General features: G+C 35.9%; 25 protein-coding genes. 13 read left to right on the forward strand and 12 right to left on the reverse strand.

The features are described from left to right. Nucleotides 1–66: 66 nt before the first annotated feature. The 3 genes from RE474_RS11440 to RE474_RS11450 all read right to left on the reverse strand — a co-directional run bounded on the left by RE474_RS11440 (nt 67) and on the right by RE474_RS11450 (nt 1,751). The gene (locus RE474_RS11440) at nt 67–504 is read right to left on the reverse strand and encodes a hypothetical protein (RefSeq protein ID WP_309310495.1); all 438 of its coding nucleotides are present in this window, start codon (nt 502–504) and stop codon (nt 67–69) included. 566 nt (nt 505–1,070) lie between these two features. Beyond that, nucleotides 1,071–1,352 (reverse strand): hypothetical protein, encoded by a 282-nt coding sequence (locus tag RE474_RS11445; RefSeq protein ID WP_309310496.1) that lies wholly within the window; start codon nt 1,350–1,352, stop codon nt 1,071–1,073. Between the two features lie 126 nt (nt 1,353–1,478). After that, a complete protein-coding gene (locus RE474_RS11450) occupies nt 1,479–1,751 on the reverse strand; it encodes a hypothetical protein (RefSeq protein WP_309310497.1) in 273 nt (90 codons plus the stop codon). Nucleotides 1,752–2,031: 280 nt separating this feature from the next. Between RE474_RS11450 and RE474_RS11455 the strand changes: the two genes are divergently transcribed. Then, nucleotides 2,032–2,763, forward strand: a complete 732-nt coding sequence (locus tag RE474_RS11455; protein ID WP_309310498.1) for an SPFH domain-containing protein — start codon at nt 2,032–2,034, stop codon at nt 2,761–2,763. Continuing rightward, on the forward strand, nt 2,760–3,047 hold the full coding sequence (locus RE474_RS11460) for a hypothetical protein (protein WP_309310499.1): 288 nt from the start codon (nt 2,760–2,762) through the stop codon (nt 3,045–3,047). Before RE474_RS11455 ends, RE474_RS11460 begins: the two co-directional genes overlap by 4 nt. 190 nt (nt 3,048–3,237) lie before the next feature. On the opposite strand, the gene RE474_RS11465 is transcribed toward RE474_RS11460, so the two are convergent. From RE474_RS11465 to RE474_RS11485, 5 genes are all read right to left on the reverse strand, one after another. Beyond that, nucleotides 3,238–3,753 (reverse strand): hypothetical protein, encoded by a 516-nt coding sequence (locus RE474_RS11465; protein WP_309310500.1) that lies wholly within the window; start codon nt 3,751–3,753, stop codon nt 3,238–3,240. A gap of 36 nt (nt 3,754–3,789) precedes the next feature. Continuing rightward, nucleotides 3,790–4,059: a hypothetical protein gene (locus RE474_RS11470; RefSeq protein ID WP_309310501.1), complete on the reverse strand. Its 270-nt coding sequence runs from the start codon at nt 4,057–4,059 to the stop codon at nt 3,790–3,792. Between the two features lie 161 nt (nt 4,060–4,220). Beyond that, on the reverse strand, nt 4,221–4,697 hold the full coding sequence (locus RE474_RS11475) for a hypothetical protein (protein WP_309310502.1): 477 nt from the start codon (nt 4,695–4,697) through the stop codon (nt 4,221–4,223). A 136-nt stretch (nt 4,698–4,833) separates the two neighbouring features. After that, a complete protein-coding gene (locus RE474_RS11480) occupies nt 4,834–5,520 on the reverse strand; it encodes a hypothetical protein (RefSeq protein WP_309310503.1) in 687 nt (228 codons plus the stop codon). Nucleotides 5,521–5,554: 34 nt separating this feature from the next. Then, the gene (locus RE474_RS11485; protein ID WP_309310504.1) at nt 5,555–6,364 is read right to left on the reverse strand and encodes a hypothetical protein; all 810 of its coding nucleotides are present in this window, start codon (nt 6,362–6,364) and stop codon (nt 5,555–5,557) included. Between the two features lie 1,018 nt (nt 6,365–7,382). Between RE474_RS11485 and RE474_RS11490 the strand changes: the two genes are divergently transcribed. The 3 genes from RE474_RS11490 to RE474_RS11500 all read left to right on the forward strand — a co-directional run bounded on the left by RE474_RS11490 (nt 7,383) and on the right by RE474_RS11500 (nt 9,698). Continuing rightward, complete coding sequence (locus tag RE474_RS11490; protein WP_309310505.1) at nt 7,383–7,523, forward strand: hypothetical protein; 141 nt, start codon at nt 7,383–7,385, stop codon at nt 7,521–7,523. Between the two features lie 2 nt (nt 7,524–7,525). Next, nucleotides 7,526–7,687 carry a hypothetical protein gene (locus RE474_RS11495; RefSeq protein ID WP_309310506.1) on the forward strand — a complete coding sequence of 54 codons (162 nt, stop codon included), beginning with the start codon at nt 7,526–7,528 and terminating at the stop codon, nt 7,685–7,687. Nucleotides 7,688–7,811: 124 nt separating this feature from the next. Beyond that, nucleotides 7,812–9,698, forward strand: a complete 1,887-nt coding sequence (locus tag RE474_RS11500; protein ID WP_309310507.1) for a DUF927 domain-containing protein — start codon at nt 7,812–7,814, stop codon at nt 9,696–9,698. A gap of 99 nt (nt 9,699–9,797) precedes the next feature. On the opposite strand, the gene RE474_RS11505 is transcribed toward RE474_RS11500, so the two are convergent. Then, nucleotides 9,798–11,015: a tyrosine-type recombinase/integrase gene (locus tag RE474_RS11505; RefSeq protein ID WP_309310508.1), complete on the reverse strand. Its 1,218-nt coding sequence runs from the start codon at nt 11,013–11,015 to the stop codon at nt 9,798–9,800. A 158-nt stretch (nt 11,016–11,173) separates the two neighbouring features. Here RE474_RS11505 and ala point away from each other — a divergent pair, with 158 nt between their 5' ends. After that, nucleotides 11,174–12,154, forward strand: a complete 981-nt coding sequence (gene ala, locus RE474_RS11510; protein WP_309310509.1) for an alanine dehydrogenase — start codon at nt 11,174–11,176, stop codon at nt 12,152–12,154. Between the two features lie 49 nt (nt 12,155–12,203). On the opposite strand, the gene RE474_RS11515 is transcribed toward ala, so the two are convergent. After that, entirely contained in the window at nt 12,204–12,521 is a 318-nt protein-coding gene (locus RE474_RS11515) for a hypothetical protein (protein WP_309310510.1), read from the reverse strand. A gap of 128 nt (nt 12,522–12,649) precedes the next feature. Between RE474_RS11515 and RE474_RS11520 the strand changes: the two genes are divergently transcribed. Further along, nucleotides 12,650–13,333 carry a hypothetical protein gene (locus RE474_RS11520; RefSeq protein WP_309310511.1) on the forward strand — a complete coding sequence of 228 codons (684 nt, stop codon included), beginning with the start codon at nt 12,650–12,652 and terminating at the stop codon, nt 13,331–13,333. Between the two features lie 77 nt (nt 13,334–13,410). Here RE474_RS11520 and RE474_RS11525 read toward each other — a convergent pair whose 3' ends face one another. Further along, entirely contained in the window at nt 13,411–14,559 is a 1,149-nt protein-coding gene (locus RE474_RS11525) for a cytochrome-c peroxidase (RefSeq protein ID WP_309310512.1), read from the reverse strand. A gap of 382 nt (nt 14,560–14,941) precedes the next feature. Here RE474_RS11525 and RE474_RS11530 point away from each other — a divergent pair, with 382 nt between their 5' ends. From RE474_RS11530 to RE474_RS11540, 3 genes are all read left to right on the forward strand, one after another. Beyond that, nucleotides 14,942–15,445, forward strand: coding sequence for a PepSY domain-containing protein (locus tag RE474_RS11530; RefSeq protein ID WP_309310513.1), 504 nt, complete (start codon nt 14,942–14,944; stop codon nt 15,443–15,445). Between the two features lie 107 nt (nt 15,446–15,552). Beyond that, on the forward strand, nt 15,553–15,765 hold the full coding sequence (locus RE474_RS11535) for a hypothetical protein (protein ID WP_309310514.1): 213 nt from the start codon (nt 15,553–15,555) through the stop codon (nt 15,763–15,765). A 55-nt stretch (nt 15,766–15,820) separates the two neighbouring features. Beyond that, a complete protein-coding gene (locus RE474_RS11540) occupies nt 15,821–16,114 on the forward strand; it encodes an ArsR/SmtB family transcription factor (protein WP_309310515.1) in 294 nt (97 codons plus the stop codon). Nucleotide 16,115: 1 nt separating this feature from the next. Here the strand turns inward: RE474_RS11540 and RE474_RS11545 are convergent, their stop codons facing one another. Continuing rightward, complete coding sequence (locus RE474_RS11545; protein ID WP_309310516.1) at nt 16,116–16,715, reverse strand: class I SAM-dependent methyltransferase; 600 nt, start codon at nt 16,713–16,715, stop codon at nt 16,116–16,118. A 180-nt stretch (nt 16,716–16,895) separates the two neighbouring features. On the opposite strand from RE474_RS11545, the gene RE474_RS11550 reads away from it, so the two are divergent. From RE474_RS11550 to RE474_RS11560, 3 genes are all read left to right on the forward strand, one after another. Next, complete coding sequence (locus tag RE474_RS11550) at nt 16,896–17,705, forward strand: FTR1 family iron permease (protein ID WP_309310517.1); 810 nt, start codon at nt 16,896–16,898, stop codon at nt 17,703–17,705. Between the two features lie 116 nt (nt 17,706–17,821). Continuing rightward, a complete protein-coding gene (locus RE474_RS11555) occupies nt 17,822–18,250 on the forward strand; it encodes a hypothetical protein (protein WP_309310518.1) in 429 nt (142 codons plus the stop codon). A gap of 110 nt (nt 18,251–18,360) precedes the next feature. Continuing rightward, entirely contained in the window at nt 18,361–19,467 is a 1,107-nt protein-coding gene (locus tag RE474_RS11560; protein ID WP_309310519.1) for a metal-dependent hydrolase, read from the forward strand. Nucleotides 19,468–19,481 lie beyond the last annotated feature (14 nt).

Genomic DNA, 19,481 nt, shown 5'->3' on the forward strand with positions numbered 1-19,481 from the left:
TTCCGCACAAGAAGAGGCAAGGGTAAATACTCCCAACAAAAAATAAAAATATTCATAATTAACGTATTAGCAGATTTCAGCACAATCAACAGAAATATTATCCATATCATTGCCTTCTGATATCATTCTTTCATATCCTGCTCTTGTCAAACCTGTATAGGAATCTATTTTTTGTGGAACTTTCCCTCTTTCTCTCTTCCTAAGGTTAAGTTCCCTACCTTGAACATAAAGACCATGAAGTTTTATGTATGTCTCGATGCCTAACATCGTAACTCTATATTTCCACATTGTTTTATGCATAATAGGACATTTACCTCTTCTTCTGCCTACATATCCATATCTAAGATAACGTTTAAGACCATCTCTTACTTTTTCAGGTTCAAGACCTATCATTTCTGCTATCTCGTTTGGAGATGCATATCTTGGAAAATGATTATTAATCATTTCATCAAAAATTTGATACTTCAAATAATTATGTTTATGATAAACACCCGTGGCCTTCATAATTAAAAAATTGTGAAGGACGGGACATTAAAATTTTGATGGTCTTATTCTTGGTAGAACCAAGAAATACCAAATTTCTAAAATGTAATACCAAAACTAAGACCCAATATTGATAGTCAAAACAGTTAATTTGACCTCGTAGATTTGGTAAAACTAAATGTTTCACCAAACTTACGCATATTCATTTCATAGTTATGGCATTTTTAGTGCAACATCAAATCTGACTCATTGTAATCTCATGTAACGGATTGTAAAAAGTAGCCTGATATATTGATATTCGTTATTATAGAAATCCTGTTACAGAGGATGTACTTGATAGGAAAATAGGAAAATGATATTGAAGCAAGGGTAAGGGTGGAAGTGATTTAAGCCCTTACCCTTTATTTTTTAAGAGGTAGATGAAGGGAATGGTAACCTTCACCTTTTCGTTTTTCTGATGGAAATGCGCATCTCATCATTGGATTGTGGCAATAAACCTAATTTTTGGAAGCAATAATATCTGCCACAATCCAATCCTTCTCTATCTCACAATTAAAAATTCCTGTTCTTAGGACATGTATTTTTAGTTAGTTTAGATTAAACGCCCTTATTGTGAGGAATGCACCAATACCCATGATTGAATAACCAAATAATGTAAATATGGGTGATAGTACAGCTCTTGAGCCTTCCATGGAGTGATACGCAGCATCAGATTCGTTAATTCCTGTTCCTGCATATGTGCCACCAATAGAATACATTCCTACAAAAATGAGGATCGCAAGGGATACTATCAACACTGCACCGCCTGATACGTTCATATTAATACTCTCCTTTACTGTTCTTGCATTCCATCTGCCATATCTTTCCATTCATAATGTATATCCGTCCATTCAATTAGTGTTATTTTCTTTTCGCTTGATGCTATAAGCTAAAAAATAATAATATAGCAAAAAATAAGTAAAAATAATTATACAATCATAAAAAATGTTATGAGATTAGAGGAATCCCATATATCTCATAATCGCGCTAGCTCCGAGGGCCAAAATCATAAGTGCCGCAAGTGTGTAGCAACTCTCGATATTTCCAATAACACTCTGAGACAGGTTATAGAATGCATCTGTTTCATCAAGACTTGCTGAACTTACTACCCCATTGAGGATAACAACGCCAATAATCAGAATACAAGCTACTCTTATAATAATTGTTGTTACTTCTGCTGCATCTCCAGGTTCCTGCTCGTCCATCTTTGCTTCGACCTTTTTGGTCATTCTCTTTACTGCTGCAATATCCATCATTTATGAATCATTCCTATTTTAGTAACACCAAATGTTACTTTCTAAAAAATCATATCTGATTCGGTATATAAAGAGCTATGGAGAGTTTTGAACAAACAGGAGTTAACAAAAGTGTAAAACTTTAATACGTTTATATACTGTTTTAAAATGATATATTAACAGTTTAAACATTATCATTTTCGATTACAGGAAATCTACCGAGTTTACATGTCCTAAAACTTTTATAAGAGTGTTTATGGTATCGAATACAAGTTTGAATGATATTGATTTTGAGGAACGAGTCAAGTATCTTGATGGACTTGAAACTAAAATGTATGGTCTTCTTAGTGCCAAACCAAAATACGGAGAAAAAGCCAAAATATTCTCAGAAATCAATAAAATTGAAAAGCAGATAAAAGATATTGAAGACACAATTCTTGAGAAAAGTAAGTATAGCAGTATCAAGGTCAAAAAAGAAAATGATATTAGGACTGTATCAGCTCATAAAAGAATTCAATCAAGACGACAGATTCGCAAAGGCAAAGTTCGTGAACTAAGAACCAAGTACAGTACCATTTATCGAGATAATTTTGATAAGTTGAAGGCAGAAACATTGCAGGAAAGGAAAGCTCAAAAGGATGCTGAAAAAGAAGCAGAAAAGCAAGCTGAGAGAGAAGCAATTGCTGAAAAAGAAGCTAAAATCAAAAAACATTATAGCAACGTTTCTTTAGAAAAGCAGGAAAAAGAGTTGAAATTAATCAGAAATCAGCTCAATTATATTCAAAGTGAAAGCAGAGCGGCATACAAAGAATACAGAGCAACAAAATCCTTAGAAGCAAAAGCACGATGGAAGTACTTGAAAGAAGTGGAAAACGAGTTAGTTGCGGAGCGTAGTGTTCTGTATCATAACGTAATATGGTTGAAAGCGCAGGCAAAAGCCAATGCTATTGTTATGGAAAGAAACAAGCTATTTGATGATAATGATGCAATCGAGGTGCTTGCATGATTCCCTGGGAAATGTGGGCTACAATGTTAGCTCTGGGAATTCTGAGTATGGGCTATAATTGGTATGTCGAGGATGATGAAAACTATACAGATATCCTGACAGGCTTTGCATCAATGATATTTTACATGATATGCGGAATAACTCTTTTTGGTGGAGTTGTCACCCAAACAATGACTTATGCAAATCAGTATTTTGCATGGCTGTTTATTGCCATCGGCATTATTGAAGGGATTATTCTTTTCACAAGAGTAACGGACTTATGGCACACTGATAAAACGGAATGATAATATCCTGAACATATCATTTCCAATCTTTTATTCCTCTTTTTCTGACCTGAAGATCACTACAAAGAATAGACCTTACTTTGATGGAAAATCTCTTCAAGTGGTCGGATAGTGCCCTGATGAAGTCTCAGCACAATCTCTTGTGACGGATTAAAAAAGAAAAAAGGTATAATAGGGTTGGTTAGTTGACCTATACCTTCAGATTTTTCCGTTCAAAGACGTATTTCATGCCCTCTTCATATTTTCTGCCACATAGAATAAACTTATATTGCAGCAAACTGCAGGTTCTTTCAATTTCACGAAGACTGAAATTGACATTCGGATATTGGAATTCTAACTTCCTTTTAAAGTCTATAGGATAATTCCATCCGAACTTCCCAGTAGTTTGGTCATAGTGTTTAAAAGCCAATGTCTGAATTTCCTTCTCTAAATTGATTTCAATAGGGGAGCTTACAGCATCAATTTTCCTTTCTTTGAGCACTTGTTCTCTTGCTTCTGGGAAACTCAAGTTTTCAGATTCCATCTTTTCCATAATAAGTGCCTGAAAATCTTTCGGTTCAATGACACTGCTTTCAGTCTTAGTCTCATTGTCGATGCTTATAGGCGTACTATCATTACTTTTCTTGACTGATGGTTGTGGCCACTCTGGCAATTTATGAGCGATGCTTTCATCATCTATGCCTTCGGCTCTTTCTTCATTTATCACTTATATTCACCTCAATTTATTTAAATCTCTGTTAGCTCATGTTAATAAGCTAAAATTTGCTGAAACATGATAGTTTTCAGGGTTTTCTTGTCTCAATGCCAACGTTTTTTGGATTAATTCTTTTAAATCCCCTTTACCACCTATTGCTTTGTATGCTTCATCTATATCGAAAACGAAGAATTCTTCGCTTAATGCTTCGTGTGCTTCATCTACAGTGAAGAATTTAAATTCCCCATCACTTGCTAAGTGTGCTTTAAGTTCAAGTTTTTTAAGTAAATGAAGAAGCTTATTATCACTTTCTATCATAGTTTTTCACCTTTTGTTATAATCAGGTGCGCGCATCTATTCTCTACTACTACTCGTGAGTACTTATAGGACGATTTTTGTTTTTGATTATAGAAAAAAAATAAGAAACGGTGAATGATAATGAAAATATAATCGGAAATGGTGATTGATAACGAAAATTACTACTCTATTAATTGCCATCTTCTTGGCTTGAATGGGTTACCATTGTCTTTGAATAGTTCTTTAATCTTTCTTTTTCTATCTTCCTTATTCTTCGTCAAATTATCAAGTCTTAAACGAGCAAGTTCGGGTGTACAGCCAACTATCTCAACAATTTCACTTGTTGTTCGATATTCAGTACCTTTAAAAGCATCTGTGAAAGCAGAATCAGGATAATCAAGAATTGTTTGACCATTTATTTTGTCACGTGATTTAATTTCATGCTTTTTAGTTTCTTCCTCAACAGGTTCTTCCTTTGGAGTCCATCCTACATGAGCACGATTTATTATCAAAGTATCTCTAAAAAATTCCCGATGCAATTCGTTTTCGTATTTTTCTATTAATTCTTCTTCTTTTCGATGTTGTTGGTCTATACATTCCTCAATATAATCTTCATATCCATCTACTTCTTCATCTGTTGGAATATTGTCAGAACTCATATATCTCAAATTAGTATAGTAATGCAGTATATAATATAATTACTGTAACCTTGGTAGAAATTAGATGATAATCTAAGTTACTGTACAATTATTTCTGTTACTTGATTTGTGAGAAAAGAATGCTGACAAAAAGATATTACCAATCAATAAAAAGCGGGACATCAACAGCATAGTCATCCAAACAGTCTACATAATCTTTAAATTCAACATCATCAAAATCCATTGCTGAAAGGACTTTATGTTTATTGAGATTTGCATTTATTGTATCAACAGTTTCTTTTGGCAATTTTAATTTGTAGACAACAACTAGGACTGCCATAAGTTCATAAATCTGTTTTGTAACACCATAATGATCCCTTCCCTTGAATGGACTATGGACAAAATGATTTCTCTGAAGCTGAACAAACCCCATAATAGCTTCCGAACGTTCATATTGTTCTTGAGTTAATTTGTCCTCCAAGTCATTTAGTACATATTCTTTGACGAATTTATAATTTCGATTACCATATATTGATTTGTAGGATTCAAGATATTCATCCCAATTAATCTTTAAGGCACATATTTTGAGAAGATATTCATAAGCTACACCAAATAGTGTATAGATAATTTTCATATCCATTAGGTCATTATTTCCTAGAGAATCTACTAAATAGAGGTACCTCGAAAACACCTTTAAGTTATCGGCAAAGAAACGTTCTTTGTCTTCTTCATTGAACTTACTGAATGCACTGTAATCTTTATAGAATTCATTGCATTCCTTATATATTGCTCCGAAATCCAAATGCCTATCGTAGTTATTGGTGTCGTTTTTGGTTATTGACAATTTATCGCATCCAATAATAGTTAATCACATTACCTTAAATCCTAAAAAATTCAAATTCTGATTTGTTTTCATAGTTGATTAACAGCGTTTCATCTTCTGGGTAGTAAGTTTGACAAAAAAAGTCATGGTAATTAGCTACCCATTCATATTTGGATATAACATCATAAGAATGAGGGGATTTCAATTCCTTTTCCACATTTGTTTTATGGGACTTTAGATATTCCAAAACCTTTGGTAGATTAGTTTCATCGCGGTTATAGTACAAAATAGCAAGATAATTTATGAAATAATGACCATCTTTGTCTTTTAATAAGAAGTGAGTATATACGTCTCCTTTTGTAGTCCAATGATCAGCAAAAAACCGAACTAACTTATAGACTTTTGTACTTATAATAATTCGAGGGTTTATTGCGGTTTCACTTTCAAGGTTATGTGCTTCAACAATTGGATAGCCAAAAGCAATTTCTTCATCAACATATGTATAACCTACTGCAACTGCTCCTCTTACAAAATATCCTTTAAGTGCCAAGCTAAGTTGATAATAGCTAAGAAGCTCAAAAAGTTCTATACAATCATTTGCTTCTATATCTTCTAATTTTTTAGTATTAGGATATTTCAGTAACAAATTATCAGTGAAAATTTTAATAATACCTTTTTCATCAGGTGTTTTTAGGTATTCTAGCCCTTCATGCAGTGCCTCATAAATTTTGTTTAGCTCATCATTAGCTTCAATGGGATTATTTGAACATTTTTTTAATAATCCTGTATATCCAAGTATGTCTGCAAATGCAAGAAATGTAAATGTAACATTCAATGGTTTTTTTGTAATAGTCATTCCACTCATACATATTTAATTATTTTTATAGTACTTAACGATAATTAGTATTGTCGTGTTTCCCATGTATATGACCATTCATATGGAACTACAATAATGCCCACTGAGCAAAATAAAGTGGACAAATAAAAAGGTCATCTCCATTTTTACTTAAAAGTCATATGCAGTTTATCTCATACATTTATTGTTTTATTTGTTGATGTTAGAATAATAATTGCAGAAGAGTTAATGAATATGATTAAGATCGAATAAACACCATCTCTACATATCATTCCTTCAAACTCTCAATCAAACTATAATCATTATCTAATATACAAATTATTAACTACATAATAAGTATTAGGTGCCATGTTTTTATTTGAAATTATGGTTTTTTTAGTTAAATGATATGTGTAAAATAAGTATTAAGAGCCATGAATTATGAAATTATGAACCCAATTATGTAGAAAAACAGTATGTATCGCCATGAATTATGAAATTATTGATTTTTGAGAAACTAACTATATACATGTCATGAAATAGCACAAATTATATTTCCTTCTTATATATATTAATACATTCGTATGTAGAAAAAAAGAACCCTATACATATACGTATAATACATAATTACATAATTACATAATTATTATTCGGTTTTATGGAGCCTAATCGTGATTCGCAAAATTATGAAATCTTGGGAAATTATGAAATCTGGGATAAATCACGCTGAAATTATGTAAAATAACATTACAAATATGCACATCTTATCATTATCATCATTTATGACTACTTCTTTTCATCAAAAAAACAATCATATTCGTGGATTTCCAAAATGAAGGTATATGGTTCCTTCAAACTCTCCATAAGGTTATATACTTGGAAAATGAATATAAGTATTGAAAGTAAATAAGAATCATAAAAAGATAACAGACACCGGGCAGATGAAGAGTCGTCGTTTTTTAGATGATTTCCGAGCATTGAAAACCGTTTTAAAATCTTTTAAAGCCTTCACAGATACGCTATTTTTTATGATTCAGGTCGTGAGAACTTGAATCAAACCGATATTAATCAGACAGTAACCACATTGGTTGCAGACCGTAAAGATGTATTAGAGTCACTTGCAGCAACAGGTAGCCCAACAGAAAAGGCACTTGCTGAGACATTTTTGGAAATTTCAGCAGGGGTGTAAGAATGGGTAGGCAAGCTAGGTATGATAACAAAAAACAAATGTGCATTTCTTTTACGCCTACCACATATGACAGGATTGATGAAGAACGTGGAGTTATTCCCAGAAGTGCTTTTGTATCTAATATTGTTGAACAGTATTTTGCAGGTAAGCAGGTGGACAACTAAAAAAAGAAGAAACGAGGAAAAATCAGGAACCTCCTGATTCAATTGACAAACCCAGTTAATAAATCAATTGAATCCTAATGTAAGTAATGGTTCCTGATTGATTCCCGTATCAAGAGGGAATATCATGATAACTAAAGATGATATTAATTTTGATGGTGACATGGAAGGGAGGATTCTTATTGATGGCACATTTGAAATTCCTGAAACATTCTTCAATACCGATTTCTACATTCCTCGCGGTTATGAAGTAAAAGATCGTTGTGTGAAAGAAATCCGATTAGATGAAAATGATAATCCTGTCCTTAATGCAGTTGGAATACCAATAGGTTATCAAATCTGTGATAGTGCTTGCATGATAACAGGTAGAAGTCTTGGGCTTGATGACAATGAACGTTATTTGAAGGTAACATTTCATGATGGTCGTAATTGGTTGCACTATTGGATAAAGCAGAAGGAAATATTCACCAAGAAAGGTATATTTGAACATCTTGTAAGCCAAGGATTCGTTACAGATGAGAAAGATGCTGCAAGAGTAACCAAGTATTTTAGAAAATGCTATACTGTCAATGATGCATCGAACACATTAGTACAAGGCATAGTTGCAAGTTCTAATGGATGGAAACATGACAATACCTGTTTTGTCTTCGGTACAAGAATGATTTGTGAAAGTGGTGTTGACAAAGAAGTCTTCTTAACCGATAGCAGCCTTGAAGAAAAACTTAGTGCAAAAGGTACAGTGGAAGAATGGGTAGCAGGCAATAAGAGGTTATTAGCTTTTCCAAAACCAAGGTTTGTTTGCTACGCAGCAATGACGGCACCATTGTTGGAACCTCTTAATGTTTCATCATTTTTAGTAGACTCAACAGGCGGTTCAAGTACAGGAAAGACAACAGAAGATGATGCAGCAATCAGTCAGATTGGAAATCCAAAAGCATTGAAACATAAGGGTGAAAGCACAGTAGCTTCAGTTGAAGAAAATGCAAAGATGTTTTCAGGACTGCCTTTGTATTATGATGAAACAACCAATACATCAGAAAAAACAGCACAAAATATCATTTACACCATTGCAAATGAAACCGAAAAGGGTCGTGCTAGGAAGGATGGTGGATTAAGGGAAACTAAATCATGGAAATGCGTTGGATTGACAACAGGCGAGAAGTCGCTTATCAATTATGCAGGAAATACAGGACAGTATGCAAGGGTCATTACACTTAAAGGTGGAATTGGTCAATCAGGCATCAAGGATATTGTTGATGAGTCTAAAGCTACAAACGTAAACAACTATGGTCATATTATTGAACCATTCCTTAGGAAAGTATTCAAGCACAAAGCTGAACTTAATGTTTGGTTTCGGGAATATAAATCCCAGTTTGAAGTAATGGACAATGATATCAATAATCGTTTGATTGATTATTTTGCAGCAATTGCAGTTGCGGGTAAGTTGCTTGAAGAAGTTTATCAGGAAATAGGTATCGAACCTGTAAACCATTTGGAAATTGTCAATCAGATTTATGAAGAGGTTGTATTGAACAATCCAATTAAAGACCAAGCAATTGTAGCACTTGAAAGAGTTTATGATTGGATGTCTTCTCATTCAGGTCATTTTATAAATGAGATGAGTATAGCCGACATCAGAACATGGGTTACGGTTTCAGATAAAGCTCCTGATATTGTTTATGGTTGGTATGGAAATCCAAAAGGTATTATGCATATTGATTTTAATAAGTCCGAGTTGGATAAATTCTTAGAACGAGAAGGTTTCAATCCAAGCTATGTTATTGACTATTGGAAGAATTACGGGATTTTAACCGTTGGCAGCATAAAGGATAGAAAAACAGGACAACCAAAAGATGATCCATCAGGTGCGAGAAATGTGTCACATTACATTAAAAACCAAAGTAAGAAGACACCACAAAGAGTGATTAGCATACAAGAGGAAAAGTTCAAACAGGTATTGGAATTAACAGATTCAGATATAATAGAAAGAATAGGTCGCAAATCTGTATGGTAATCCGCCATACACATTTCTTTTTTAAAATAATACATTATACCACTGCGGCATAGAAAATTGAATGTAGGCGATGTACGATAGGAAGAACGGTAAAAAAAATTACTGTTTTAGTTCTGCTTTCTTACGTTCATATAGCTCATGTATCTCTGGGCTTTTCAATATTATTGATATCATTTCATCAATAGTATTGTCCTTCTCCTGTTGTGCTTTCTCGTCAAGCCCATAGCCACATTTTATACAGAACCGATGCTTTTTATCTTTTTTATTATATTCCTTACATCTCGGACATCTTACAGGTTTTGATGGGTCAACTTGTTCTTCAAGCTTCTTGATTCCATACATTGCATCTATTGCATTATCTGTATCTCTTCCTGATAGATGAACATAAATTTCAGGCATATTTGAACCAGGAGTCCAACCTAAATGCTGCTTCATTTGTTGTTCAGTTAGATGATTTGCTAAATGGGTCGCCCTTGAGTGTCGGAAATGATGAGGATTTACAGGTTTCTTGATTCCTGCTTTCTTTGCAACACGTTTTATTTTGTCACTCATTGCTTGTTTCTTTATTGGCTTGATATTTTTATCCAAACTTACCCATAATGCTGCATTCGGGTCATCTTTCAAAGGATGTGCATCAATCCATTGGCGCAGATAACTTGCTGCCATAACAAGTTTAACTCTTCTTGAACCTGTTTTGCCTGATGGGAATTGAATATGTGCAAGACCTTCACTATCAAACTCAACATGATATATCAAACAAGACATTATTTCTCCGATTCTTGCTCCTGATTCATAAAGGGTAGCAATGAAGGCTCTATCTCTTGCTGTGCTTTCATGTTCAATTAATGTATAAACATCTTCTATAGTTAGCAGGTTTTCAGGTAGCTTCCTTTGACTCCTTGGATTTCTGACCTTTAACATACTAAGAAGTTCATCCTTTTTCATATATTTCAAAAAATCACGTAAATGCATCTTACGAGTTGCTTTTGATTTTTCTGATAATGGTTTTCCTCTATTGCTAATATATGTTTCAAGCATTGTTAAATAATCATCAATGTCTGATTCAGATATCGAACTTAATTCAAAATCTGTATTGGTCAAAAGAAAAACCATACTATCTATCATATTGCAGATTGAAGTTTTCTTAATCACATCTTCCCCTTGTCGTACTAAGTAGTTTATGTATCCATCAGCTATTTCAATGTTAGAATCTGTTGTTAAAATAGGAACAAATCTACCTGTGGATGTGATTGTATATTCTGTACCTAATCTCTTCAAACGAGCTCTTGCGTTCTTTAATTCAACTACATATGACATATCTTTCACAAGTTCTATATTACCTTTAAAGGATATATATGTTATGTAATTAACTAACATTATAATATATAATATATATTCATTAAAACGGATGAACAGGGTTTTATCCTATCATACGAATATATTTTATATATTATAATAGAAGGAGTGTTGTGGAAATGGATGTTCTGTGGCTTGACCAGTCTGATGTTCGAAGTGTAATCGATATGCCTCTTACCCTGTCTGCTGTGGAGACCGGATTCAGGGAGCATGGCCTTAAAAAGGTACAGATGCCTCCTAAATCATATCTTTATTTTGATAAGCACAATGGTGATCTGCGCACCATGCCATCGTTTATGGAAGAAAAGGACATTGCAGGTGTTAAAATAGTCAACGTTCACCCGGATAACCGCGAAAGAGGTCTTCCTACCGTTATGGCCGTGATAGTTCTCAACTCTACGGAAACCGGTGCACCTCTTGCTATCATGGATGGTACGCATGTGACTGACATGAGGACCGGTGCCGCAGGTGGAGTTGCTGCAAAATACCTTGCACGCAAAGATTCACGTGTGGTCGGAATGGTTGGCACAGGCGGCCAGGCCAGAACCCAACTGCTGGCATTGTCAGAAGTTATGGATATCGAGGAAGTAAAGATCAGTTGCAGAAATGCTGCTCATTGTGAATCCTTTGAAAAGGATATGCAGAAAGTGGTCAGCTGTGACTTTACAAGAAAAGAGAGCATCAGGGATGTATGCGACTGTGATGTCCTTGTAACTACTACTCCATTGAGGGAGCCGGTTGTAAAGTCAGAGTGGCTTCGTGAAGGTACACATATTAATGCCATCGGTGCCGATGCCATGGGTAAGCAGGAACTGGAATCTTCAGTTATGAAAAAGGCAAGGATAATTGTTGATGATATTGTCCAGGCATCCCATTCAGGAGAGGTGAATGTACCGCTGTCCCAGGGAATTATCTCTGAATCAGATATCTATGCCGAACTTGGCGAAGTGGTCGCAGGAGTAAAAAAAGGTCGTCTTTCTGATGAGGATATTACTATATTTGATTCTACGGGGCTTGCAGTGCAGGATCTTGTGACTGCAAATATTGTTTATACAAAAGCTGTGGAGCTGGGTATCGGGAAAAAGATGAAGTTGTTCTGATTACTGTTGATTGTAGGATGGAAAGTGGCATTCTCTGCTTTTTCCTTTCTTAGACTTTTTCATACGTGTCTCCTGTAGAAAGGTTCTCGATCTTATAGGCTATCATCACTTTTCCATTGATACCTATATTTCCTCCATATTCTATTGAACCGGCAATACGGAGTCTGTCATTTCTTACTACAGGGCAGATGCCATAATATAGTACAACAAGCCTGTGTGCATCATGTTCAACTGAAAAGATACTCACATATTTGTTTTTAAGCCATCCAAATACTATTATTATCGGAATCCCCCAAAAATATGATATTCTGTAGATTATATTAGAGTCTGTGACTGCATAGGCTTCTATTGTTTCTTCTTCATTCATAATTTTTCATCTACGGAGTTTACTTTTTATCAAAAGATATATGCAAATCATCATTTATAAAATAATTTATCCACTATGCTAATTATTTACATTTATATTTTTTTGTATTTCTTCAGATTTTCGGATGCATGGAATACTTATACAAAAAACAAAATATGACTATTGTGGAGGAAATTGAAGAAACAGAAGAAGATAATGAAGAGGAATTCGAAACTGAAAATTTCTCAGAACTTATTAAATATACACTTCCCGGATATGTTGTGGGTTTGATTGCAGGGGTACTTCTGGATGTATATGGTTACCAGCGAAGTCCTGTAGGACAATGGCTGGTAAGGACCCTGGCAGGTGAAGGAGAAAGTATATTTGAAGGAATCTATTCCATACGCCAGCATTTCAAACCCAGTAGTCAGACAATGGCAGAAGCTTATGGATGGGGTAAACTTTTTGGTATTGCTATTCCCTGGGTAATTGATCTTGGAAGTCGGCTTGCAGGGGTTGATGTCTACGGCATTGAAGGATTCTACATACCTTATTTCTATGCTCTCAGTGATCAGATAGGAGCTAACATATCAGGCATGTTCTTCTTGAAAAGAAAAGAAGGGTCATGGGATGAAGCTTTTAACAGATATATTCATCATCCGGTTATGCTTGCAAGTCTTGGTGTTATATTAATTGTTCCCATGGGTCTTTTAAGTGCACGTTTTCTCGGATTCAGTCCTACCACACAGACCTTCACAGCTCTGGAAGCAATCGCAGCCAACCTTTGCTGGATACCACCTCTTGTGGGCTGGTATATAGAACGGGAAAAATAGTATTTCGGATCGAATAAAAAAGATGCGTGTATAGGACACGCACCAATAATGTCTATTGCTAACGTTTATTTTGTATCTTATTCCTGACTCTCCGGGTCATATCCATCTGTCAGGGTTTCCATGAAAGCAACAATTGCTGCAATTTCTTCTTCTGTCAATCCAAGGTCGCCTAGTTCATCCTGATTGATATTTTCAGCAACTTCAGGTGCAGGCCAGTCTGCAACATCCCTTGTGTTATAGAAGTTCACAACCTCTGTAAGGTTCTCGAATACACCGTTGTGCATGTAAGGTGCAGTGACAGCAATGTTTCTTAGGGTAGGTACTTTCACTTTACCATTTTCGGATTCCCAGTTCTCATAACCGGCCATCTTGAGGAAACCTCCAAGGCCATAGTCGATGAAGCCTTCGCCATCTGGATTGAAGCTTGTAGGAAGGTCATAGAATGGATTATCCGGATTCTTTGGGGTTCCTAGGTTATCATAGGTGTAATCCGTGAACAGTGCATGGTCTGGATTAAGACCATCATCAGGTGCACTTGGATGGCACTCTGCACACATGGCTTTTTCATTAAAGAGTTTAAGGCCTTCTCTTTCTATCTTATCGAGTTTGATTTCTTTAGCCACAAACAGATCATACTTTGAGGAGAACTGATTTAGTTCTGATGTTCTCTCAAATGCCGCAATGGCATTTGCCATCTCGTTGTAGGCAAGTTCAACATTTTCTTCGGAAAGGTTTTCGAGATCTACCCCTGTAACCTCTTCAAAAAGACCTGCATAATCTGACTTGTTGATCTTGACTATGACTACCTCTTTATTGGGGTTGTTCATCTCAAGAGGGTTCAGGAATGGTCCTTTTGCCTGTTCTTCGAGAGTTGGTGCACGTCCGTCCCAGAACTGTCCCCCAATGTACAATTCCTCTTCAGAATCATAGTAAAATTCCGGACTATATGCAGCATAGGCTGCAGACGGACTGTTCCTGTTGCCAAATCTGTTAGGAAGTACACCTTCAGATACCGGAAGGTAACTATCCGGGTCTGCAAATCCTGCACCGGGGTCGTGACAACTGGCACAGGACTGTCCTTCTGGTGTGGAAAGGCTCTCATCAAAATATAGTAATCTTCCCAACTCTTCCTGTTTTGTAAACTCTTGCTCTTCTGCCAGAGCATTATGGACTGCAATCGTAAATAAAAATAAAGCTAGCGCTATCAATAATGTTCTTTTATTCATTTTCCCACCCTTATAAAAATCAGATATGTTGAGAAAGTTTCCAGTCAAAGTGAAAGGAACCATCTGACATCCACATCAGGTTATTTTGAACTGTTTCTCCAGCATGATACTGATTTCTCTAATATAATACTCTTAGATTCTCTTTATATATACTTTTGCTAGCTGTATCTGAAAAAAAGAATACTTTGCAGTTTTATCGTCACTATCTTTTATTTTTTTAAATCAACGTGTTCTCTCTAACATTTAGTTGGTCATGACTGCTGAAAAAAGCTCTTTTTCAGATGTTCAACACAAGCTTTAAATAAAACTCTATCATACATATGAAGTGTCAAGACTACATATGCAGGATAATAAATTCCTGCAATGCAGGAAGGTGTAAAAAATGAGAAAAATTACAACAATACTCCTTGCTGGTATGCTCATTGCAGCAATTGCAGGGATTGGAATGGCAAGTGCAGCAACAGATGAAACTGATGATGCTACTTTCTTTGGACATATGTATAGGTGGGCAGGACAATGTGTCGGATATGCTAACGGATATATGAACGGGTATGGATATGCAGATTGTCCGGTATACGGAGCATATGCAACTGATGGAGCAACAGTTGATATTGCAGTAGACAATGTCAATGATGCTATCGCGATCGCAGAAGATGCAACAGGCCAGACGATATCCGAATCAGATGTATATCAGATGGGCAGATGGTGGGTATTTACCTACAGTGAAGATGATACCGTAAAGCAGGGTCGTATAGATGCATACACCGGCGATGTCATAGAAGACTTCTATACAGATTCCACATATCAGGGTCAGTATTACCAGGGCGGACGTGGAATGCGTGGAAGCGGATATAGTGGCTATGGTGGCTGTGGCTATAGATACTGATTTATGCCTGTCATATCAATAAACGAGTGTGGAAGGCCAAAAAGTAGTAATACTTTTCTTTCCATATACTCTTTGTTAAAAATATAATTTTTAAAGGTGAAAATTAAATGATGGGCAGCAGCATGTATGGCTATGGTATATGGGGTCTTCTTTTGAACATACTGATCATCATTGCCATTGTATGGGTAGTGGTTGCAGTTCTTAATAAGTCCAATTCCGGAAGCTCTGAAAACAATGATCGTCTGGCAAGGGTTGAAAAAGATGTGGAAGACGTAAAGAAGTTGGTTCAGGACATCAAAGAAAAACTTGATGAGATTTAGATCAATTATCTATGCTCTAATTTAACATTACAGAACTAAGTAAGCAGGTTCTCAGATGACAAAAACACTTCAGCAAATAATAACTATCGGAGAGGCTATTTCGCATCCTGTAAGATTAAAACTTTTGTATCTCCTCTCAGAAAGAGAGAGATATATATATGATCTGGCCAAGGATTTAGATATCTCACGCCAGGTTGTCCAGTTGCATTTGAAAAGACTGGAAAAAGCAGGATTTGTTGAAAGTGATCTGAGGCTTGAGGATAACGATAATCGTGCAAAGAAATTCTACAAACTGAAAGAATTCAATGTTGATATTTGTCTTGAAGATCTGGATGAAATATTTGATTGATTCAGGGTTTAGATCTTATTAATCTGAAAACATCTATCAGGGCTTTATTTTTGACATCAATAACATTAAGACCTGCCTTTTTTACATTCTCCACAGTTTCCCTGTTTATATTCACACCTGTAATTGCAACTATAAGCGGATTGAAGAGGTCTTCAATGAAAGCAATAATCCTGTTGTCACTTTTCATATGCTCCAGATTAATGATCAGACCATCAGATTTGCATACACGTTTCATTTCTTTCAGTGCAGCAATTGGGTCAGGTATTGAACACAGGACAAAAGTCGTGATCACATAATCAAAGCTGTTATCCTTAAATCCCAGGTTTTCAGCATCCATCTGGAAAAGGGAAATGTTATCCTTATGAGCAGCTTTTTCCCTCGCATGAGAAAGCATTTTGTTGCTAATATCAACTCCGACAATCTCACATTCATCAGGATAATGGGGTATGTTTTTTCCTGTTCCAATACCTACATCCAGCACTTTGCCGGATAGTCCTGACAATATATCCTTTCTCCATTTACTGAACCACATGTGCTCCATAGGAATTTCCATTGTGTCAAAAACATAGGATGCACGGTTATATTTGGAGATAATTGACATACTATTTCTTTTGTTTTTCTTTATTTAAACATCTATGCTGGTGTAATAAATCTCATTTATGTCATTTATTTGATGAGTGATTGATATGAATGTATGCTAAATATTGTCTATGTGCTAACCTATTTATACCATGTCTACTTATTTTAGCTCAGCCTAATATTAAAAACGGAGACTAAATTTATGTTTACAAGTTTTATGATAACATTTAGAGAAGGGCTGGAAGCATTTCTCATTGTAGGAATTATACTTGCTTACCTGACACAAACAAAAAGAGAACAACTTAAACACCACGTATTCACCGGTGCAGGACTTGGTGTCATAGCAAGTATTGTTGCAGCTGTGGCATTCAACATCCTTGCGATCCAATTTGAAGGACGTAACGAGGAAATATTCGAAGGTTTTGTCATGCTTTTTGCAGCCATCATTCTCACATCAATGATTATATGGATGGCAAAGGAAAGCAAGAATGTAAGTTCTTCTATCATTCAAAAAGTTGACAGTAATAAGAAGTACGGTATACTTGCTCTGGTATTTATTTCTGTATTCAGGGAAGGTATTGAGACTGTATTGTTCCTTGGGGCAGCAGCAATGAATACGGATAATACTTCAGTACTTTATGGAGGATTGCTGGGAATTGCGGTATCCCTGGTTGTTGCCTATGCCGTGTTCAAATATTCTTCTCATACTGAAATCCACAAATTCTTCAGAATAACCAGCATATTTCTGATACTCTTTGCAGCCGGACTTACTGCACATGGTGTACATGAACTTCAGGAAGGCGGTGTCATCCCAATAGTAGTTGAACATGTATGGGATATAAACCACATACTTGATGAAAAGGGAGTTGTTGGATCAGTAATGAAATCATTGCTTGGATACAATGGCAATCCCTCATTGCTAGAAGTTCTTTCATATGCAGGTTACTACATTGCAGTGGGAATCGGTTTGAATCTCCCTCGCAGAGATGTTTCAGCAGCAATTGCTGTCTGAAACTAATTTTATTTTTTTTACAATGTTTCAGTGGCATAGCCTTTCTGTTTTTGCAAAAGAACTCTTATATCATGAGATATTAACTTCCTGAAGGAAGTAAAAAGAGGAAGGATAGCATGCTTACAAAGCAGGAAGAATTCTGGGAAAGAGATAATTTCCTGATTATTACAGACGGTACAAAGCCTGCCATGAAGTGGACAATCGATGAGCTCAGAAAAAGAGGCAAATCATTCACAGTGCTTGATTATTCTGATAAATCAATAGAAGGTTCAATTCAGGATATATCAGAGGTTTCTGCTAGTGTAAAAAATGTGGTGATAGGTATTACAAAACGTGAGCCTGCCCGGATAATTGAAAAGCTGGCTGAAAAGGGAATTGTTGATTTCTGGGTTCACTGGAAGACTGATACATGCGATGTCAACCATCTGGAGTATTATCCCAATCTAAATGTGATCACTGGAAAGTGTCCCATGATGTATCTTGGAAGCGGTGCAAGTATTCATGGTTTTCACAGATTTGTGGCTAAAGCCCTGGGTCAATATTAAACGAATGCTTGTCAATGTCACTTTGATTTTTTCTGAATCTCATAATACAGCATCCTGCAAAAATATAAAAAGAAATAGTTATATCTTTTATATTGGGTGATGATGACAGGATGGTAAACACACTGTCCCATCTGGGAATCGGGTTACTGATAGCATCAGTTGCAGGATTTAATAGCAGACAGATCAAGATCGTTGCTTTCATGGCAATACTGCCTGATCTGGATTTCATATTAAATGCGCTGTTCCTTGCAATAGACGGACACCTTGATCACCAGATGTATAATGCTCTCTATTATATGATGGGTCACAGAGAGTTCATGCATTCACTCATTTTTGCTTTGATCGTAACTCTCTATATATGGTATAGGGAAAGAGACCGTATGCTTACGATTGCTTCAGGTGCTGCCATATTCAGCCATATTTATCTGGATTATGTAACAAGCTGGAAAATGAGGCCGTTTTTTCCTTTAATAAAAGAAGCGTCAACAATAGGCGCAATTGATTTCTTTGATCCGTTGGTCACAGTTATTTCTTTTGTACCGCTGTTCTATATTCTGGCAAGCCGTGTCCGCGAAAACAAAAATAGTGGTGTCCTTAATGGGAATAATACCTCTTCACAGGTAAATGGTCACATACGTGCACTTTTTCAGGGCAATGGTAGCTGGCTTACCGGAATTTCAAAAGGTGAACACAGATCACTCTACAGGAAACTATTGATAATATTTGTTATATGGTGTGCTTTCAATCCGCTGGCAAAAGCAGTTTTACTATCAGATATTGAAAGAACCGAAGGTCACGAAATTAGCTATCAGGATTCTTACCCTATATTACCGGGGATTTTTCTCTCAGCTTATGAGTTTAATGATACCACATACAGGATATTAACTTTCAGTTACTGGTCTGGTGTGGAAAAAGAAGAATTTGTGGATAAATGTTATTGTGACAATGGTTCTTCTGATCCGTACATACAAATGGCACAATTCCTATACAATTCCAGTCTTCCGGGTGAGGTGGATTATCCGGTTTATAATGTGTCTACTTATGGTTCCAATGTCACAGTAGTACTTAGCGATGCCCGCAATCCTTTTGCAAAATATTGGGCATACTTTAAAACCGAATACGTATTTGTATTCGATACTGCTACTGAAAATTATGAAGTTTATGTGAAAAGGGATGTCCACTATAGTGAACCAATGCCCAAAGGCATGTTTGAGTGATTCTGTGGACATGA

Origin of the sequence: Methanolobus sediminis (assembly GCF_031312595.1) — an archaeon.
Lineage (GTDB): Archaea > Halobacteriota > Methanosarcinia > Methanosarcinales > Methanosarcinaceae > Methanolobus > Methanolobus sediminis.

Excerpts from the sequence above, each read along its gene's own strand:
- RE474_RS11440 (WP_309310495.1), bottom strand. The coding sequence starts at position 504 with ATGAAGGCCACGGGTGTTTATCATAAACATAATTATTTGAAGTATCAA.
- RE474_RS11445 (WP_309310496.1), bottom strand. The coding sequence starts at position 1,352 with ATGGAAAGATATGGCAGATGGAATGCAAGAACAGTAAAGGAGAGTATT.
- RE474_RS11450 (WP_309310497.1), bottom strand. The coding sequence starts at position 1,751 with ATGACCAAAAAGGTCGAAGCAAAGATGGACGAGCAGGAACCTGGAGAT.
- RE474_RS11460 (WP_309310499.1), top strand. The coding sequence starts at position 2,760 with ATGATTCCCTGGGAAATGTGGGCTACAATGTTAGCTCTGGGAATTCTG.
- RE474_RS11470 (WP_309310501.1), bottom strand. The coding sequence starts at position 4,059 with ATGATAGAAAGTGATAATAAGCTTCTTCATTTACTTAAAAAACTTGAA.
- RE474_RS11475 (WP_309310502.1), bottom strand. The coding sequence starts at position 4,697 with ATGAGTTCTGACAATATTCCAACAGATGAAGAAGTAGATGGATATGAA.
- RE474_RS11485 (WP_309310504.1), bottom strand. The coding sequence starts at position 6,364 with ATGAGTGGAATGACTATTACAAAAAAACCATTGAATGTTACATTTACA.
- RE474_RS11495 (WP_309310506.1), top strand. The coding sequence starts at position 7,526 with ATGGGTAGGCAAGCTAGGTATGATAACAAAAAACAAATGTGCATTTCT.
- RE474_RS11500 (WP_309310507.1), top strand. The coding sequence starts at position 7,812 with ATGATAACTAAAGATGATATTAATTTTGATGGTGACATGGAAGGGAGG.
- RE474_RS11505 (WP_309310508.1), bottom strand. The coding sequence starts at position 11,015 with ATGTCATATGTAGTTGAATTAAAGAACGCAAGAGCTCGTTTGAAGAGA.
- ala (WP_309310509.1), top strand. The coding sequence starts at position 11,174 with ATGGATGTTCTGTGGCTTGACCAGTCTGATGTTCGAAGTGTAATCGAT.
- RE474_RS11515 (WP_309310510.1), bottom strand. The coding sequence starts at position 12,521 with ATGAATGAAGAAGAAACAATAGAAGCCTATGCAGTCACAGACTCTAAT.
- RE474_RS11520 (WP_309310511.1), top strand. The coding sequence starts at position 12,650 with ATGGAATACTTATACAAAAAACAAAATATGACTATTGTGGAGGAAATT.
- RE474_RS11525 (WP_309310512.1), bottom strand. The coding sequence starts at position 14,559 with ATGAATAAAAGAACATTATTGATAGCGCTAGCTTTATTTTTATTTACG.
- RE474_RS11530 (WP_309310513.1), top strand. The coding sequence starts at position 14,942 with ATGAGAAAAATTACAACAATACTCCTTGCTGGTATGCTCATTGCAGCA.
- RE474_RS11535 (WP_309310514.1), top strand. The coding sequence starts at position 15,553 with ATGATGGGCAGCAGCATGTATGGCTATGGTATATGGGGTCTTCTTTTG.
- RE474_RS11540 (WP_309310515.1), top strand. The coding sequence starts at position 15,821 with ATGACAAAAACACTTCAGCAAATAATAACTATCGGAGAGGCTATTTCG.
- RE474_RS11545 (WP_309310516.1), bottom strand. The coding sequence starts at position 16,715 with ATGTCAATTATCTCCAAATATAACCGTGCATCCTATGTTTTTGACACA.
- RE474_RS11550 (WP_309310517.1), top strand. The coding sequence starts at position 16,896 with ATGTTTACAAGTTTTATGATAACATTTAGAGAAGGGCTGGAAGCATTT.
- RE474_RS11555 (WP_309310518.1), top strand. The coding sequence starts at position 17,822 with ATGCTTACAAAGCAGGAAGAATTCTGGGAAAGAGATAATTTCCTGATT.
- RE474_RS11560 (WP_309310519.1), top strand. The coding sequence starts at position 18,361 with ATGGTAAACACACTGTCCCATCTGGGAATCGGGTTACTGATAGCATCA.